The sequence below is a fragment of the Oxalobacteraceae sp. CFBP 8761 genome (assembly GCA_014841595.1).
Classification (GTDB): domain Bacteria; phylum Pseudomonadota; class Gammaproteobacteria; order Burkholderiales; family Burkholderiaceae_D; genus Telluria.
On record JACYUE010000001.1, the window covers coordinates 2,590,112 to 2,607,665 of the forward strand.

At 64.1% G+C, this 17,554-nt stretch carries 13 protein-coding genes; 9 read left to right on the forward strand and 4 right to left on the reverse strand.

Translation table 11 applies throughout. The features are described 5' to 3' along the window. The first annotated feature begins 39 nt into the window (after positions 1-39). Genes IFU00_11220 through IFU00_11230 form a run of 3 tightly spaced genes read left to right on the forward strand, consistent with a single transcriptional unit; the run spans position 40 to position 1,500 of the window. Positions 40-477 carry a DUF2384 domain-containing protein gene (locus tag IFU00_11220; protein MBD8542853.1) on the forward strand — a complete coding sequence of 146 codons (438 nt, stop codon included), beginning with the start codon at positions 40-42 and terminating at the stop codon, positions 475-477. Further along, positions 474-1,163, forward strand: a complete 690-nt coding sequence (locus tag IFU00_11225; GenBank protein MBD8542854.1) for an RES family NAD+ phosphorylase — start codon at positions 474-476, stop codon at positions 1,161-1,163. The genes IFU00_11220 and IFU00_11225 overlap by 4 nt, the downstream gene beginning before the upstream one ends. A gap of 16 nt (positions 1,164-1,179) precedes the next feature. Beyond that, complete coding sequence (locus IFU00_11230; protein ID MBD8542855.1) at positions 1,180-1,500, forward strand: DUF2288 domain-containing protein; 321 nt, start codon at positions 1,180-1,182, stop codon at positions 1,498-1,500. 45 nt (positions 1,501-1,545) lie between these two features. On the opposite strand, the gene IFU00_11235 is transcribed toward IFU00_11230, so the two are convergent. Then, a complete protein-coding gene (locus IFU00_11235) occupies positions 1,546-3,567 on the reverse strand; it encodes a bifunctional 2',3'-cyclic-nucleotide 2'-phosphodiesterase/3'-nucleotidase (GenBank protein ID MBD8542856.1) in 2,022 nt (673 codons plus the stop codon). Positions 3,568-3,700: 133 nt separating this feature from the next. Here IFU00_11235 and prfB point away from each other — a divergent pair. From prfB to lysS, 3 genes are all read left to right on the forward strand, one after another. Beyond that, positions 3,701-4,805 (forward strand): peptide chain release factor 2 gene (prfB, locus tag IFU00_11240; protein ID MBD8542857.1). Its coding sequence is split into 2 segments (ribosomal slippage): positions 3,701-3,781 and positions 3,783-4,805, totalling 1,104 coding nucleotides; the frame shifts between segments, so codons are not numbered across the junction. A 13-nt stretch (positions 4,806-4,818) separates the two neighbouring features. Further along, positions 4,819-5,490 (forward strand): HAD family phosphatase, encoded by a 672-nt coding sequence (locus tag IFU00_11245; protein MBD8542858.1) that lies wholly within the window; start codon positions 4,819-4,821, stop codon positions 5,488-5,490. 52 nt (positions 5,491-5,542) lie between these two features. Continuing rightward, on the forward strand, positions 5,543-7,078 hold the full coding sequence (gene lysS / locus IFU00_11250; GenBank protein MBD8542859.1) for a lysine--tRNA ligase: 1,536 nt from the start codon (positions 5,543-5,545) through the stop codon (positions 7,076-7,078). Positions 7,079-7,136: 58 nt separating this feature from the next. Here the strand turns inward: lysS and IFU00_11255 are convergent, their stop codons facing one another. Then, complete coding sequence (locus IFU00_11255; GenBank protein MBD8542860.1) at positions 7,137-8,516, reverse strand: LOG family protein; 1,380 nt, start codon at positions 8,514-8,516, stop codon at positions 7,137-7,139. 302 nt (positions 8,517-8,818) lie between these two features. Between IFU00_11255 and IFU00_11260 the strand changes: the two genes are divergently transcribed. Next, on the forward strand, positions 8,819-10,324 hold the full coding sequence (locus tag IFU00_11260) for an MFS transporter (GenBank protein ID MBD8542861.1): 1,506 nt from the start codon (positions 8,819-8,821) through the stop codon (positions 10,322-10,324). Positions 10,325-10,761: 437 nt separating this feature from the next. On the opposite strand, the gene IFU00_11265 is transcribed toward IFU00_11260, so the two are convergent. Beyond that, positions 10,762-13,008, reverse strand: coding sequence for an oligopeptide transporter, OPT family (locus IFU00_11265; GenBank protein ID MBD8542862.1), 2,247 nt, complete (start codon positions 13,006-13,008; stop codon positions 10,762-10,764). A 205-nt stretch (positions 13,009-13,213) separates the two neighbouring features. Between IFU00_11265 and IFU00_11270 the strand changes: the two genes are divergently transcribed. After that, complete coding sequence (locus tag IFU00_11270) at positions 13,214-15,682, forward strand: penicillin-binding protein 1A (GenBank protein MBD8542863.1); 2,469 nt, start codon at positions 13,214-13,216, stop codon at positions 15,680-15,682. 96 nt (positions 15,683-15,778) lie between these two features. Further along, positions 15,779-16,138: a DUF1428 domain-containing protein gene (locus IFU00_11275; protein MBD8542864.1), complete on the forward strand. Its 360-nt coding sequence runs from the start codon at positions 15,779-15,781 to the stop codon at positions 16,136-16,138. Positions 16,139-16,152: 14 nt separating this feature from the next. On the opposite strand, the gene IFU00_11280 is transcribed toward IFU00_11275, so the two are convergent. Further along, positions 16,153-17,379 carry an AMP-binding protein gene (locus IFU00_11280; GenBank protein MBD8542865.1) on the reverse strand — a complete coding sequence of 409 codons (1,227 nt, stop codon included), beginning with the start codon at positions 17,377-17,379 and terminating at the stop codon, positions 16,153-16,155. Positions 17,380-17,554: the final 175 nt, after the last annotated feature.

Here is a 17,554-nt window from a genome sequence, read left to right on the forward strand (position 1 = left end):
CCCGAATTGGAGTATAAATACTCCAAAACCGGAGGAATCATGAGCCTTGCCTATGCCTACCCCAAGAGCCGTTTCGAGCCGGCGACGCTGGTCGACCTGACATCCAAGGCCGAGCGCGAGCGTTTGTCGCGTTCGGCCCTGACGGGCTTTTTCCGGCTTGCCGCCGCCTGGGGCCTGCGTGACGACGATGCGCGCGAGCTGCTCGGCGGCCTGTCATCGTCGTCGTTCTACGACTGGAAGAAAAACCCCGACCGGGTGCTCGAAGTCGACCGCATCACACGCATCTCGTACCTGCTCGGCATCTACAAAAGCCTGCACATCCTGTATGGCGACAAGCTCGCCGACGAATGGGTGCGCCTGCCCAACACCAACCCGATTTTTGTCGGCCGCACGCCGCTCGCCTTCATGCAGGCCGGCGGCCTGCTGGCGATGCAAACCGTGCGCAAGCTGCTCGACGCCAGGCGCGGCGGCCTGTGAGCTCGCACGTCACGCCAAGGCTGACGCTGCTGCGCCAGCTCGATACCTGCCGCCTGATCCCGTCGCGCTTCGCCGATGTCGAAGACTCGGTGCTCGCCCCCCTGGCCGACAGCGACGACGCGCTGCGCGACCTGTTCGACCTGGATAACGCCACCAATGAACGCCTGCGCGCCGAATCCGGCCAGGCCCCTGGCATCGGCATGGACGAACTGGTGTTCGGCGTGCCGAACTTCCGGATCATCAACGCTGCGTTTACGTATGCGCGCCCGGAAGGCAGCCGTTTCAACGACGGCGAACGTGGCGCCTGGTACTGCGGGTTCGATGCGGCCACGTCGCTGGCCGAAGTCATCTTTCACAAGACCGTCGAATACGCCGAAATCAACCGTTTCGATGACAGCGTCAGCTACCAGTGCCTGCTGGCCGACTTCAGCGCGACCTTCCACGACCTGCGCGGCATCGCCGCTTTCGACGATTGCCTCGACCCGGCCAGCTACGTGGCCTCGCAGGCTCTGGCCAACGAGTTGCTGGCCGCCGGTTCGCTCGGCGTGATCTTCCCCAGCGTGCGCCAGGCCGGCGGCACGTGCCTGGCGTGCTTCCGCCCGGCGCTGGTGGGCAACGTGCGCAAGGCGCACACCTATCGTTTAACATGGGCGGGTTCGCCGCAACCTGCGGTCGAGATTCTTTGACCAGATGACCATGCACATGAAGACCAAACCCGAGAACGACACCGAACTGCACGACAAGATCAACCGCGAGACCGGCCGCGTCGCCTGGAGCGAGCTGCAACGCCACTTTGCCAGCGGCAGCGTGGTGTGGGTGTCGAGCACACTGGACCTGATCGATGTCGCACTGCGCATCGCGCACGACGACCGTGACAGCATCACGCGCTGGATGGGCGATGGCCAGGTGGCCAAGGTCAGCGACGAGCAGGCGCAAGCCTGGCTGGCGACGGATGCGACGCTGTGGGCATCGGTCGTGAGCCCGTTCGTGCTGGTGCAGGACGAGAAAAAGCCGGTGCACTGAAAAAAATGCCGGCCCTCGGGCCGGCATTTATGAAGGCAAAACGGCTTACTTCGACAGCTCAACCGCGTACAACGCCGTCCCCTTGCCGCTGCCATCGTCGGCCTTTACCTGGCTGACATTGCCGAGCCCCGCTTCGCGTGCCAGCCCTTCCAGGCCTGGCGCCGAATGGAATACCACCTGCCCCTTCGTCTCGACCCGTGCAAACCGCCAGCTGCGCGCCGCGCCATGCGACGCGCGCGTCAGTTCTTTCGCTGCGCGGATGTGCGCGATCAGGATGTCGCGGTTATTGTCGGGCGACGCGATGACGACATTGCTGCCATCGAGTCCCGGGAAGCCGCCACCGCCACTGGCGCGGTAGTTGTTGGTCGCAACCAGGAACGCCTGCGCCGGCGCCACCGGTTTACCCAGATACGTCAGGTTCACAATGCGCTCGCCCGGCTTCCTGGTCACGTCGATCTCGTAGCTGACATCCTTTGACGTGATCGTGTCGAAGTTAAAACTCGGGAAGCGCGTGTTGACCAGCTCCTGCGGCGCGGCTACCGCCGGGTCGATCGTGTTGAAACGCTGCGCCGCCGTCTCCAGCCACGCCTTCAGACCTGCGCCATCGACCTTCACCGCATACAGCGAGTTCGGGAACAGGTACAGGTCGGCCGCGTTGTTCAGCGCCAGGTCGCCGGCCGGCACGTCGGTGTAATCCGTCACGCTCGGAAACCCCGCCTTGAACGGCGCCGACACCGACAGCACCGGCACGCCGGCGTACTGCGGCAGGTTGGTCTTGACGTAGTTGCTCACGTACTCGGCCTGCGCGCGGTTGACGACTTCAAGCGCCGACGGGTCGCCCACGTCAGCGAAATAACTCGTCATGCGAAACGCCGAGCGCCCCACCGGCGTTTTCACGTACGCGATCGTCGCCTCGTGCTCGGCGCGCACCAGGGCGGCTACTTCAGCATCCGGTTCGACAAAGGTCTTGGGTCCCGTTTGCGTGGCGCGTGCCTGCACGGCGGTCTTGTCCTTGTCGACCGCCCAGGTCTTGCCGTCATAGGTCAGGTGCAGCTGGACCACGCCCAGGTGCTTGCCCCACTGGCTCGGCATCACGGTCGGCACGCCGTGCACCAGCCCTCGCACCTTGTCCACGCCCGGCAGGTTAAATTGCGGGACCGTGCTGTCGGCATTCGGGAACAGCTGGTGCGCGTGCCCCATCAGCATGACGTCGATGCCCGGCACCTTGGCCAGATGCCAGTTGGCGTTTTCCATGGCCGGCGAATACGGGCTGTCGTCCAGGCCACCGTGCGACAGCGCCACGATCAGCTGCGCGCCTTTCTTGCGCATCTCGGGGATGTATTTTTCCGCCGTTTCGCGCACGCCGGCGGTGACCACGCGGCCTTCCAGCCAGCGCTTGTCCCACGCCATGATGTCAGGCGGCGTGAAGCCGATGATGCCGACCTTTACCAGCGTTTCGACCGGCTTGCCATCGGGGCCGCGCGCCGTGATCTTCTTGTCGATGATCCGGTATGGCGCAAACAGCGGCGCTTTTGTTTGCAGGCTGTTCACGTTGGCCAGCACGATCGGGAACGCCGGACCGGCGCAGCGCGGGCCCTTGTCGACGCCCTTGACCTGGAACTGGCTGCCCGTGATCCGGTTCAGGAACGGCAGTCCGTAGTTGAATTCGTGGTTGCCAACCGTGCCGCCTTCATAGCCCAGCGCATTCATGATCTTGTAGATGCCCAGCACCTCGTTGCAAGCGGGCGGTTTGACCAGTGCCTGGTAGTCGGCGAACGCCGTGCCCTGGATCGTGTCGCCGTTGTCGAGCAACAGCGTGTTGGCGAATTCCTTGCGCGCCTGCCGGATCAGCGTGGCGGTGCGATCGACGCCGATCGAGGGCTCGGCAGCCAGCTTGTAATAGTCGTAGCCGACGACGTTGGCGTGCAGGTCGGACGTTTCCAGCACGGCCAGGACGGCGGTGGCGCCGGCGGGCGCTTTGGCCGCATAGGCAGGAGCATTGAACAGCAATGGAGCGAAGGTGGTGACGAGCGCGGTGCCGATCTGATAACGCAGGGAGCGGTTCATGGGTAATCCGGGTAACGAGACCGCGCGATGGTACCCCTTGCCCTGCCGCCGGGCAAGCCATAGCGCTACATTGGGGCTACGCGTCGGGTATAATCCCCGGTTCGATTCAACCCACATTGAGACTGCCGATATCATGGAAGCCGAACGCATCAACGCCATTTCCGCCCTGCTGAACGACCTGACGGGTCGTGAGGCCGAACTTCGGAGGTATCTTTGACTTCGATAAGAAGTCAGAGAAACTAGAACAGGTCAACCAGGAGCTGGAAGACCCGGCGATCTGGAATGACCAGAAGCGCGCCCAGGAAATGGGCAAAGAAAAGAAGGCGCTCGAGGGCGTCGTGCTGACACTCGAAAAAGCCAAGGCCGATCTCGCCGACGCCCTGGACCTGTTCCAGATGGCGCGCGAAGAAGGCGACGAAGACACGATGGAAGCCGTCGCGGGCGACGTCGAGGCGATCCAGAAGATCATCGAGGCCATGGAATTCCGCCGGATGTTCTCCAATCCGATGGACCACGCCAGCTGCTTCATCGACATCCAGGCCGGCGCCGGCGGCACCGAGGCGCAGGACTGGGCCTCGATGCTGCTGCGTCAATACCTGCGCTACTGCGAACGCAAGGGCTTCAAGGCCGAGATCCTCGAGCAGTCCGACGGTGAAGTCGCGGGCATCAAGACCGCCACCATCAAGGTCGACGGCGAATACGCGTATGGCCACCTTCGCACCGAAACGGGCGTGCACCGCCTCGTGCGCAAGTCGCCGTTCGACTCGGCCAACGGTCGCCACACGTCGTTCACCTCGCTGTTCGTGTACCCCGAAGTCGACGATTCGATCGAGATCGAAATCAATCCGGCCGACGTGCGCATCGATACCTACCGCGCGTCCGGCGCCGGTGGTCAGCACATCAACAAGACCGACTCCGCAGTGCGCCTGACGCACGGCCCGTCGGGCATCGTGGTCCAGTGCCAGAACGACCGCTCGCAGCACCGCAACAAGGCCGAAGCCTGGGACATGCTGCGCGCCAAGCTGTACGAACTCGAACTGCGCAACCGCATGAGCGAGCAGCAGAAGCTCGAAGACTCCAAGACCGACGTCGGCTGGGGCCACCAGATCCGTTCTTACGTGCTGGACCAGTCGCGCATCAAGGATTTGCGTACTGGCTTCGAGACCGGCAACACCAAGAACGTCCTCGACGGCGATCTTGATGATTTCATCTCGGCGTCCCTGAAGCAAAACGTATAAAGGCTTTCATCGCATGACGACACCCGCCCGCGCGCTGATCTTCGACATGGATGGCACCATCGTCGACAACATGGACTTCCACACCCGTGCGTGGATCACGTTCTTTGCGCGGCGGGGCCAAACCATCGAGCCCGATGCGTTCTTTCGCGACACGGCCGGCCGCCAGGGCAAGGAAATCCTGCGCCACTATCTGGGCGCAGAGCTGGACGACGACGCACTGGCCAAGCTGAACCACGAAAAGGAAGTGCTGTACCGCGAGCTGTATGGCCCGCACCGGCGCACGATCGACGGCTTCGACGCCTTCATCGACCGCGCACGCGAACAGGGCTGGGCCCTGGCGGTGGCCACGTCGGCGTCGCCAGGCAGCGCCCGTTTCATCCTCGACGAGATGGACCTGCAGCGCAAGTTCGATGCCGTCGTCGTCGGTACCGTGGATGTCCCGCGCGGCAAACCGCACCCTGACGTGTTCCTCAAGGCCGCCGACCGCTGCAGCGTACTGCCAGCGCACTGCATCGTGTTCGAAGATGCGCCGCTGGGCGTGGAAGCCGCGCGCCGCGCGGGCATGCGCGCCGTGGTGCTGACCACCACGCTGCCCGCCGAGGCGTTTGCCGAATTTGATAACGTCATTGCGATCGTCAACGACTTCACGCAGCTGGACGTTGAAGCGCTGCTCTCGCTGTCTTAATTACTGCGCGCCGTACCGGCGGCATGCTCAACCAATATCAACCACCACCACTATGACCACCGAGAATCAAGAACAGGCACCATTGCCAGGCGCCGACGAAAACAAGATCATGGCCGAGCGCCGCGTCAAGCTGGCGGCGATCCGCGAGAAAGGCGTCGCATTCCCGAACGACTTCGTCCCTCAGCACAAGGCGGCCGACCTGGTCCAGGCGTATGGCGAAAAAACGCGCGAAGAACTCGAAGCCGAGCCGATCCCGGTGGTGCTGGCAGGCCGCATGATGCTGCGCCGCGAAGCAGGCAAGAAAGCGGCGTTCGCCACGCTGCAGGACAGCTCGGGCCCGTCGGCCAGCGGCCGCATCCAGATCTACATCACGCTCGACAGCGCCGGCGAAGCCGCGATGGACGAACTGCGCAGTTATGATTTGGGCGACATTCTGGGCGTCGAAGGCACGCTGTTCAAGACCAAGGTCGACGAACTCACGGTCAAGGTCAGCCAGCTGCGCCTGATCACGAAGGCGATCCGTCCGCTGCCGGACAAGTTCCACGGCCTGGCCGACCAGGAAACGAAGTACCGCCAGCGTTACGTCGACCTGATCATGAACGAAGACACGCGTCGCACGTTCAAGGCGCGCACCGCCGCGATGTCGTCGATGCGCCGCTTCATGGAAGACAACGGCTTCATGGAAGTCGAAACGCCGATGCTGCACCCGATCCCGGGCGGCGCCGCGGCCAAGCCGTTCGTCACGCACCACAATGCGCTGGACATGGAAATGTACCTGCGCATCGCACCGGAGCTGTACCTCAAGCGCCTGGTGGTCGGCGGGTTCGACCGCGTGTTCGAAGTGAACCGCAACTTCCGCAACGAAGGCGTCTCGGTCCGCCACAACCCTGAATTCACGATGATGGAATTCTATGCGGCGTACACCGACTACAAGTGGATCATGAACTTCACCGAACAGGTGATCCGCCAGGCCGCGGTCGACGCGCATGGCAGCGCCGTGCTGTCGTACGGTGGCCGTGAGCTGGACCTGTCCAAGCCGTTCCAGCGCCTGACCATCATCGAGGCGATCGACAAGTACGCGCCGGGCTACACGCCGGAGCAGCTGAACGACGCCGAGTTCATCAAGACCGAACTGAAGAAGTTCGGCGTCAAGCCATTCGCCACCGCCGGCCTGGGCGCGCTGCAACTGGCGCTGTTCGAAGAAACCGCCGAAGCGCAGCTGTGGGAGCCGACCTTCATCGTCGACTACCCGGCCGAAGTCTCGCCACTGGCGCGCGCATCGGACACCCGCGCCGGCGTGACCGAACGCTTCGAGCTGTTCATGGTCGGCCGCGAGATCGCCAACGGCTTCTCGGAGCTGAACGATCCCGAAGACCAGGCAGCGCGCTTCCTGGCGCAGGTCGAGGCCAAGGATGCGGGCGATGAAGAGGCGATGTTCTACGACGCCGACTACATCCGCGCGCTGGAATACGGCATGCCGCCGGCAGGTGGTTGCGGCATCGGCATCGATCGCCTGATGATGCTGATTACCGATTCGCCGAACATCCGCGACGTGCTGCTGTTCCCGCACTTGCGCAAGGAAGACTGAGTAACCGGGCGTTGACGCTTGAATGAAAAAGGCCGCCTTCGGGCGGCCTTTTTTTTGCTTACTGCACGATCGTGTAGCAAGGCGTATAAGCCTTGCCCGGCAACTTCATGCGGCTTTGTTCGACGAACGACGCCAGCAGCGCATCCATCGGCCCCATGATCGCGGCTTCGCCACGGATCTCGTACTTCCCGAATTGCTCGATCGCGCGGATCCCCTCTTCCTTCACATTCCCGGCCACCACGCCCGAAAATGCCCGGCGCAGATTGGCCGCCAGCAGGTGCGTCGGGATACCCCGGTGCAGGTCGAGGTTGCGCATGTTCTCGTGCGTCGGGCGGAACGGCTTCTGGAATTCGTGGTCGATCTTCAGGCGCCAGTTGTAATAGTAGGCGTCGCTGTGCGCCTTGCGGAAGGCCCGCACTTCGCTGATGCCCTTGACCATTGCGACGGCTACCGCATCCGGATCGTCGATGATGATCTGGTAGCGCTTCTGCGCCGCCTCGCCCAGCGTCAGCGCCAGGAAGGCGTCGATCTGCGTGAAGTAGTCGCGCGACGATGCCGGGCCGGTGAAGATCAGCGGGAACGGGATCTCGGCGTTATCGGGATGCAGCAAGATACCGAGGATGTACAGGATTTCTTCGGCCGTGCCCGCACCGCCCGGGAACACCACGATACCGTGGCCCGTGCGCACGAAGGCTTCGAGGCGCTTTTCGATGTCCGGCATGATCACCAGGTCATTGACGATCGGGTTCGGGGACTCGGCCGCGATGATGCCCGGCTCCGAAATGCCCAGATAACGACCGCCCGACAGGCGCTGCTTCGAATGGCCAATCGTGGCACCTTTCATCGGCCCCTTCATCGCGCCCGGGCCGCAGCCGGTGCAGATATCGAGTTCGCGCAGGCCGAGCGCGTAGCCGACCTTCTTCGTGTAGTTGTACTCGATGCGCGAAATCGAGTGGCCGCCCCAGCACACGACCAGATTGGGATTGCGCTGCGCCTGCAGCACATTGGCGTTGCGCAGGATGTGGAATACGGCATCGGTGATGCCGTCAGTGCGGGTCAGGTCGAACTTCGGGTTGTCGGTGACGTCGAAATTGACGAACACGATGTCGCGCAGTACGGCGAACAGGTGCTCGTGAATCCCGCGGATCATTTTGCCATCGACGAACGCGCTGGCCGGCGCGCCGCGGATATCGAGCTTGATGCCGCGCTCGCGCTGCAGGATGCTGATGTCGAAGCTCGCGTACCGCTCGAGCAGTTCCTTGCCGTCGTCGATGTCGCTGCCGCTATTGAGTACTGCAAGCGCACATTTGCGAAACACGTCGTACAGGCCGGTGCGGCCGGTGTCGAGCAGCTTGCTGACTTCGGATTTGGACAGCACTTCGAGCTGGCCTTCCGGCGAAATCAGCGTGTCGACGACCTGCCGGCTTTCGGGGGACAACTCGGTATCTACTACGGGTAATTCACTTGCTGCTTGCGTCATGGTCTGATGTCCTCGTTCGATTCTGTGATGCGGACTGCCAATAATCTGACCGTCCTGTACAGCAATATACGCCAATCCGATGGCGCATGCGCGCCCCAAAACAGGGTGCAGTGCACCATGTTCGGGACCCGTTGGCGCACCGGCAAAAAAGCTTCGTATGATGCAGGATATGCACTAGAATGCGTGCCTATTGGAACGTTCGCCCGTCGAATAGCGCCATATAACAATTACCTTGTCATTACATTTTCGGGAGGAACCGCATGAGCGGTGCAGCTACTACCCCAGCTCGGGGACCTCTTCCAGAGTTCAAGCAGATCATGGGCCATCCAGCACCGCTGTGGATGCTGTTCATGACGGAATTCTGGGAGCGCTTCGCTTTTTATGGCATTCGTTGGGCACTCGTCCTCTACATCGTCGGCCAGTTCTATGCCGGCGACGCGGCTGGCCAGGCCAGTGCCAACCTCACCTACGGTTCCTACCTCGCGCTGGTGTATGCCGGCGCCGTCTTCGGCGGCTATGTGGCCGACCGCGTCATCGGTTATCAACGCTCGATCCTGGTCGGCGCCATCTTCATGGCAGCCGGCCTGTTCATGATTTCGATTCCGAACCAGGACGTGTTCAAGCTGGGCCTGGCGACCATCATCGTCGGTAACGGCATGTTCAAACCGAACATCTCGGCCATGGTTGGCCAGCTGTACGCGCTGAACGACACCCGTCGCGATTCCGGCTTCACCATCTTCTACATGGGCATCAACGTCGGCGCATTCTTTGCACCGATCCTGACCCAGCTGCTGGCTGAAAAAGTGTTCGGCACCGCCGCCATGCCAGCGTACAAGATCGTGTTCCTGGCCTCGGGCATCGGCATGCTGATCTCGCTGGTCTGGTTCTTCATCGGCCGCAAGACGCTCCAGGGCATCGGCGCACCGGTCGGCGAACTGGCCAGCCCAAAGCGCCTGGCCGTCGTCATCGTCGGTTCGCTGATCGTGATCCCGATCGTCTACATGCTGCTGCAAGCAGGCGCCGCCAACCTGCAGATCCTGCTGACGGTCCTGTTCATCGGCCTGGCCGCGATGCTGATCATCGAAGGTATCCGCGAAGGCAAAGTCGCCCGCGACAAGACCTGGGCGATGATGATCATCTTCTTCTTCAACGTCCTGTTCTGGTGCTTCTTCGAGCAGGCCGGCAGCTCGTTCACCTTCCTGGCCGATAACATCGTCGACCGCGACCTGAACGGCTGGACCTTCCCTGTCGCCTGGTTCCAGTCGGTGAACTCGGTGGCCATCATCGTCTTCGCACCGATCATCGCTGCCGTCTGGGTCTGGCTGGGCAAGCGCAACGCCAACCCATCGATCCCGCGCAAATTCGGCCTGGGCCTGATCTTCAACGGTATCGCGTTCGGCCTGCTGGTCTACGCCCTGTCGCAGCTGATCGACGGTAACGGCAAGATCCCGTTCTGGACACTGTTCGCCGTCTACGTGATCCAGTCGGTCGGTGAGCTGTGCCTGTCGCCAATCGGCCTGTCGATGGTCACCAAGCTGGCCCCTACCCGCCTCGTCGGCCTGGGCATGGGCGGCTGGTTCCTGTCGACCGGTATCGGCAACAACCTGTCAGGCATCTTCGCCTCGCACGTCTCGGGTGAAACCGGCATGACGGTGGCATCGGCGCTCGACGGCTACAACTTCGGCCTGCTGTCGCTGCTGGGCGGCGGCATCCTGCTGGTGCTGCTGGCACCGGTGATCCAGAAGCTGATGCACGGCGTGAAGTAACAGCGCTACGCACGAACAAAAACGGCGGCCTGCGGGCCGCCGTTTTCGTTTCAACCACCTCACATCGCTTGGAGGCAAAAGCGCGGTCAAAAAGCCGGGGTCAGGTCTGACATTCGGACACGATCTCAACCAACAGCCGGGGTCAGGTCTGACATTCGGACACGATCTCAACCAACAGCCGGGGTCAGGTCTGACATTTGGACACGATCTCGACAGTCGGGGACTCGGAACTAGCTGGTCCGTAGCCATGCCAATACTGGCAACGCGGCTTTGGAAGTGTCTAAGGCTGAGGCCGTGTCCGAATGTCAGACCTGACCCCAGCTGTTGCCTTGCTAATACTGGCAACACGGCTTTGGAAGTGTCCAAGGCTGAGGTCGTGTCCGAATGTCAGACCTGACCCCAGCTGTTGACTTGGCGGCTGCGCGCCCCGGTCCGTCCTACTTCACTGGCTTTTCACGCGCCACCCAGAACAGCAGGCCGACGATTACCGCATATGGCAGCATGCTCAGCACGTTGGCGCTGTCGCCGGCGAAGAACGGGTTGTAGGCTTCGGCCCAGCGCGCCGCGGCGGCGTCGAAGTCGGTCAGCACGCCCGCCGTGATCGCGATGATGATCCCGGCCAGCGCGCCGCCAGCGATATAGCCCGATGCCAGCAGCACGCCCGAGCTGCGGTCGTTTGCTGCCTGGCGTTCTTCTTCGTTCAGGCCCACATTCTGCGGCAGCTTGTTGTTGCGGCGGTCTGCCAGCCAGCGCACCGTGCCGCCAATGGCGATCGGCAGCGTCGCCACCAGCGGCAGGTAGACGCCCACCGAAAACGCCAGCGATGCGATCCCCGCCATTTCCAGCACGATCGCGATCATCACGCCAAACAGCACGAGCGTCCACGGCAGCTCGCGGTCCAGGATGCCCTTGATGATGTACGACATCAGCACCGCTTTCGGCGCATCGTATTTCTTCACTTCGGTGCCGTCGGGCCGCGTCTTGTGGTGGCCGTTGATGCCCGGGTCGACCAGGTACACGGCCTTGCCTGCGTTGTCGACGAAGTACTTGCCGGCCGGGCCGCCGACCGTGTCGGTCTTGTGCCAGACCTTATAGGTGTTCTTGTCCGTGTCGGCTTGCGGACCATGCAGCGTGCCGGTGTCGGTCAGCTTCGACGCATCGACCGTCAAGCCAGGCGCCACCTGCGCTGCCGGCACGTAGACGGTGCCCGCGTCGTTCAGCTTGAGCAGCACCGGCCCCAGGATCAGCGCCGATGCAAACGCGCCGCACAGGATCGCGTACTGCTGCATGCGCGGCGTGGAGCCGACCAGGTAGCCGGTCTTCAGATCCTGCGACGTCGTGCCGGCATTGCTGGCGGCGATGCAGACGATGGCGCCGACCGACAGCGCGGTCACATAGTACTGGCCGCCCGTCCAGCCCATCAGCAGGAAGATCAGGCAGGTAAACAGCAGCGTGGCCACGGCCATCCCCGAAATGGGATTGGACGACGACCCGATCTCGCCGACCAGCCGCGACGACACGGTCGCGAACAGAAAGCCGAATACCAGGATCAGCACCGCACCGAGCACGTTCATGTGCAGCGGCGCGGCCAGCGAAATCACGGCGACAATCGCGAGGCAACCGATGACGACCCACTTCATCGGGATGTCGCGGTCGGTGCGCAGCGACGCATCGGCGCTGCTGCCATTCTTCATGCCCGCCAGGCCGCCGCGCAAGCCATTCCAGATCGTCGGCAGCGAGCGCGCCAGCGAGATCAGGCCGCCCGTGGCGACGGCGCCGGCGCCGATGTAGAGAATATAGGCGCTACGGATATCGTCGCCCGTCATGTCGCGGATCGGGATCGTGCCGGGCGAGAGCGGCGTGCTGGCCAGCTCGCCGAAGAACTTGATCATCGGGACCAGCATCAGCGACGCCAGCACGCCGCCGGCCGCCATCGTGAAGGCGATGCGCGGCCCGATGATGTAGCCCACGCCCACCAGCTCGGGAGAGATCTCGGCGCCGATGCTGCCGGTCTTGAGCGGCGCGCCGAACTCGAAGTTGACCGTGTCGCGCCAGCCCTTGAACGACACGCTGAGCGTCTTGTACAGGATGCCGATGCCAAAGCCGCCGAAGATCAACAGCGCGCGGCGCTTGGCGATGCGGACTGCGTCGCTGCCGGCAATGCGTACTTCGCCTGCCGCGTCGCGCGAGACGTCGGTGGCCGCAGCCTTGAGCACTTCGGCGCAGGCCGTGCCTTCCGGGTATTTCAGTTCGCGGTGCTGATCGACGATCAGCGTGCGGCGCAGCGGAATCATCATCAGGATGCCCAGCAGGCCGCCGAGCACGCCCACCAGCAGCACGCGCGAGATTTCCAGGTCGAAGCCCAGGATCAGGATCGCCGGCATGGTCACGCCCAGGCCGAAGGCCAGCGATTCGCCGGCCGAACCGGCCGTCTGCGCGATGCTGTTTTCCAGGATCGTCGATTCGCGCGCGCCGAGCTGCCTGGCCACGCCGAACAGCGTGATGGCGATGACCGCCACCGGGATCGACGCGCTGACGGTCAGCCCGACCTTGAGCACCAGATAGAGCGACGACGCGCCGAAGATCATGCCGAGGATGACGCCCATGATCAGAGCGCGCGGCGTCATTTCGGCCAGTTGGGCATGAGCGGGAATATAGGGTTTAAAACTTGAATCGGGCGGCATGGTGTCCTTGGTTGCGGGCGTAGCTCGCCGCTGCGGACGAACCGAAAGCAGGAATATCGCACATGCACGTACGGAAAGAAAGCGCGCGCTGAAAGCGGACTATAATCGCCCGATCCTGGCCCGTCACGTGGTCCGCAGCAAGTTTTAAAGTGAGAGTTCGGCATTGAAAGCGACCAACCAACAGTCCGGAAAAACCCTGCTGGGCATGAAGCGCGCGTACGCGTACGTGCTGATCTTTTTCGCCGCGCTGGTGCTGATCGCGGCCGGCCTGGCCATCGGCGTGTGGAGCGCGATCAGCGCCAAGGTGCCGCCGATCGATGCCGTCACCGACTACCGTCCCAAGATCCCGCTGCGCATCTACACGCAAGACAATGTACTGATCGGCCAGTTCGGCGTCGAGCACCGCGACTTTGTCCCGATCGCGAAAATCCCCACGATGATGAAAAGCGCCGTGCTCGCGATCGAGGACACGCGCTTCTATGAACACGGCGGCATCGACTTCATCCGCGCGATGGGCGCGGCCCGTGCCAACCTGCGCGGCGGCTTCCGCCAGGGCGCATCGACCATCACGATGCAGGTCGCCCGCAACTTCTTCCTCACCAACGAAAAGACCCTCTCGCGCAAGCTGACCGAAGTCGCCCTGGCCTACAAGATCGAAGGTTCGCTGACCAAGGACCAGATCCTCGAGCTGTACATGAACCAGATCTACCTGGGCCAGCGCTCGTATGGTTTTTCGAGCGCTGCGCGCAGCTACTTCGGCAAGACGCTCGATCAGCTGTCGCTGGCCGAGACGGCGATGCTGGCCGGCCTGCCGCAGAATCCGGCGCGTACCAATCCCGTGTCGAACCCGAAACGCGCCGCGGCGCGCCAGCACGCCATCCTCAAGCGCCTGCTCGAACTGGGAACGATCACCCAGGCGCAGTACACCGCGGCCCTCGCCGAACCGCTGCGCGTCAAGCGCGACGCCGGCCAGAAATTCGACACGCCGGCCCAGTATGTCGCGGAGCTGGCGCGCCAGGCGGTCTACGAACAGTTCGGCGAAGAAGCCTACACGCGCGGCATCGTGGTCACGACAACGATTCGCGCGGCCGAGCAAAAGGCCGCATACGAATCGGTGCGCCGCAACGTGCTGGCCTACGATGGCCGCCATGGCTACCGGGGCCCCGAGGCGCGCGTCGAGCTGCCGCAGGACCCCGAGCAGCGCGACGAAGCCATTGCCGATGCGCTGCAGGCGCGCCGCTCCAGCGACGGCTTGCTGGCCGGTGTCGTGCTGGCGGCCAGCCCGAGCCAGGTGCGGGTGACGCTGCTGTCCGGCGAAGACGTCGTCGTCAAGGGCGCCGGTCTGAAGTTCGCCAGCCCGGGCCTGCAGCCGACGGCGCGCGAGTCGCTGCGGATCACGCCGGGCGCCGTCATCCGCGTCAGCAAGGACAAGGCCGGCGACTGGGCCATCGTGCAGGTGCCGCAAGTCGAGGCGGCGTTCGTCGCGATCGACGCCGACACGGGCGCCTACCACGCGCTGGTCGGCGGCTTCGACTACAACCTGCACAAGTTCAACCACGTGACGCAGGCGTGGCGCCAGCCGGGATCGAGCATCAAGCCATTCGTGTATTCGGCCGCCCTTGAAAAAGGCTACTCACCCACCACCCGCATTCTCGATGCGCCGATCGAACTGCCCGGCGCCAGCGAAGACAATCCGTGGCGCCCGCAGAACGACGACGGTGTGTTCGACGGCGAAGTCACGCTGCGTCAGGCGCTCGTCAAGTCGAAGAACGTGCCAACGGTGCGCGTGCTGCGCGCGGTGTCGGTCGATTTCGCGCACCAGTATCTCGAGCACTTCGGCTTCGACCTGGCCCGCCACCCGCGCAACTACACGATGGCGCTGGGCACGGGCGCCGTCACGCCGCTGCAGCTGGCCGGCGCGTACTCGGTGTTTGCCAACGGCGGCTACCGCGTCAAGCCCTACCTGATCCAGCGCATCGTCGACGGCAATGGCAGCGTGATTGCCGATGTGCCGCCGTCGCAGGGTCCGCAGGAAGCCAACCGCGTCATCACGGCGAGGAATGCCTTCGTCGTCGACAGCATGCTGCGCGATGTGGCCCGCTTCGGCACTGCCGCCGGCTCGGCCAAGCAGCTCGGCCGCACCGACCTGGCCGGCAAGACCGGCACCACGAACGATGCCATTGACGGCTGGTTCGCCGGCTACGCGGGCAAGGTAGTGGCGGTATCGTGGATGGGCTACGACGAACCGCGCTCGCTGGGCGGCCGTGAATTCGGCTCGACGCTGGCCATGCCGATCTGGATCGACTACATGCGTGTGGCGCTGGCCAAGGTGCCACCGCAGGAGCGCACGCCGCCGGAGGACCTGGTCAACGATGGCCGCGACTGGATCTATCCCGAATACGCCGATGCGGCCGAGACCCGCACCATCGACATCGCAGTCGCGCCGCCGGCTGCGCCCATGGACGAATTCCAGCAGCCGCTCGACGACGCGCCGCTCGAGGGACCGTCGCCGCTCGAGGCCCTGCCCAATGTCGCGCCCCCGTCGCCGCCGGTGCAGCCGCCGCTGCAATCACCGCAGCAATCACCGCAGCCGGCACCGCAAGCACCGCAGCCGCCACCACTGCCCCCGCAACAACCCCCGCAAGCACCGCCCCCCGACAACAGCGTGTGGTAGCCTGATGTTCCCGCCACCACTGGCGGGAACATCGTGGACCGTGTACTGGTGGGTCACAGGCGCGCTCCGCGCATCCAACTGTCCAGGGAGATCCACATGGCATATGTCGATGGTTTTGTCCTTCCGCTTCCCACCTCCAGCATCGAAGCATATCGCGCCCAGGCGCAGCTGGCCGGCGCCGTCTGGCGCGAGCATGGCGCGCTCGAATACCGTGAATGGATCGCGGACGATGTCCCGTCCGGCGAACACACGTCGTTCCCGCGAAGTGTACAACTCGAAGAAGGCGAAACGGTGATCCTCGCCTGGGCCGTCTATGAATCGCGCGCCCACCGCGACGCGGTCAACGAAAAGGTCATGAACGATCCGCGCCTGGCCGCCATGATGCAACCGGGCGGCGTACCGTTCGACGTCAAGCGCATGTTCTTTGGCGGCTTCGAAAGCTTCGTCGCGCTGTAGGCCCGCGCACGCCGCTAGACGTCGCTGTCGATGATCCAGTCGGCCAGCTTGCCGCTCGCCCCACGCGGCAGGCGCGGTCCGAATGAATAGGCCCCCGGGCATTCGGGCGCCGTCAGGCGCTCGCTCAGCCAGGCATGCAAACTGGTCTGCAAACCGGCGTCAAGCGTGACGCCGTCACGCACCACCACGAAGGCCTTGAGCCGCTCCCCTTCATCAGGCCGCATGCGGCGTACGCTCGCCTCCAGCACGGCCGGATGCAGCCGCAGCACATCGGCAACATAACCCGGGAACACATTGACGCCGCCGACCTGCACCGCCTGGTCGATGCGCCCGTCCGGCTGAAAACGCCCGTCGTCGCGCCACGCCAACCGGTCCTGCAACAAGGCTGGCTGGCGCGTCCCGTCCGGACACTGGCGCGTCAGGCCATCGCCCTGGCCAGTGCGCGACCAGTACGGGAACAGCAGATAGCCGCCCTCCGGTTCGTCGCGCCAGCCGACGCCGGCGGTCTCCGAGCTGCCATACACCTGCACCAGCCGCGCCAACCCCGTGCCGAGCGCCGCCCGGGCCACCTCGGGCGGGCACGGCGCCGTCGACGTCACACCGACCACGTCCGGCGCCAGCGGCCCGGCAGCCTGGCCGAACGCGCGCCACAGATCGGGATGCCCGATGACGAGATCGCCCGCCCTCAACTGGGCCGCCAGCGCCGCCGGCGCATGGCCGCGCAGGTCGCACACGTCGATACCCAGGCGGCGCGGCAGCAGGACAGTAAACAGGAAGCCATAGATATGGTGCGCCGCCACCAGGCTGACGATGCGCCGGCGGCCGGGCAGCAATTGGGCGAGCGCCTCGACCTCTTGCCACAACAAGGCCAGCGGATGCGTGCATGGCTTGGGGGCGCCGCTGCTGCCTGAAGTGCGAAACGTCAGCGCACTCCCGTCAGCTTCCAGGCCGGCGCGCGCCGCGTCCAGCCAGTCTGCCAGGCGCGTTTGCACCAGCAATGGCGCGTCGGCCGCCCCCTGCAGGTGCAATTGGGTTTCCAGCGCCGACGCCAGTCCCATCAGCTCGAGGGAATCGGCGCCCAGATCGCCGCGCAGATCGAGCGACGCCGGCCAGGGCTGCGCCAGCGTCTGCCTGCCGGGCCGCAGCGCCGCCAGTTCGGCGCCCAGCAGGTCGGCGACCACGCGCTGCAGGCTGGTCCCGTCCCGCCACCAGCAGGCCGCATCATCCGGTTTGTGTGTCATGAAATGTGAGAACATGAAGAGGAAGGCATGGTGACGTTGAAACACAAGGCTGTCAATTTGCCGGCGACTGTGGTGAAACACACATTCTCGCAATTAAATAGTGAATTGTTGCAATCGGGCAATTGACACGGGTTTATTGCACATGGCAACATCAATGACCAACATCCAATGGCCG

Coding starts and splice junctions, on each gene's coding strand:
- IFU00_11220 (MBD8542853.1), top strand. CDS start 40: ATGAGCCTTGCCTATGCCTACCCCAAGAGCCGTTTCGAGCCGGCGACG.
- IFU00_11230 (MBD8542855.1), top strand. CDS start 1,180: ATGAAGACCAAACCCGAGAACGACACCGAACTGCACGACAAGATCAAC.
- IFU00_11235 (MBD8542856.1), bottom strand. CDS start 3,567: ATGAACCGCTCCCTGCGTTATCAGATCGGCACCGCGCTCGTCACCACC.
- IFU00_11245 (MBD8542858.1), top strand. CDS start 4,819: ATGACGACACCCGCCCGCGCGCTGATCTTCGACATGGATGGCACCATC.
- lysS (MBD8542859.1), top strand. CDS start 5,543: ATGACCACCGAGAATCAAGAACAGGCACCATTGCCAGGCGCCGACGAA.
- IFU00_11260 (MBD8542861.1), top strand. CDS start 8,819: ATGAGCGGTGCAGCTACTACCCCAGCTCGGGGACCTCTTCCAGAGTTC.
- IFU00_11265 (MBD8542862.1), bottom strand. CDS start 13,008: ATGCCGCCCGATTCAAGTTTTAAACCCTATATTCCCGCTCATGCCCAA.
- IFU00_11270 (MBD8542863.1), top strand. CDS start 13,214: ATGAAGCGCGCGTACGCGTACGTGCTGATCTTTTTCGCCGCGCTGGTG.
- IFU00_11275 (MBD8542864.1), top strand. CDS start 15,779: ATGGCATATGTCGATGGTTTTGTCCTTCCGCTTCCCACCTCCAGCATC.
- IFU00_11280 (MBD8542865.1), bottom strand. CDS start 17,379: ATGACACACAAACCGGATGATGCGGCCTGCTGGTGGCGGGACGGGACC.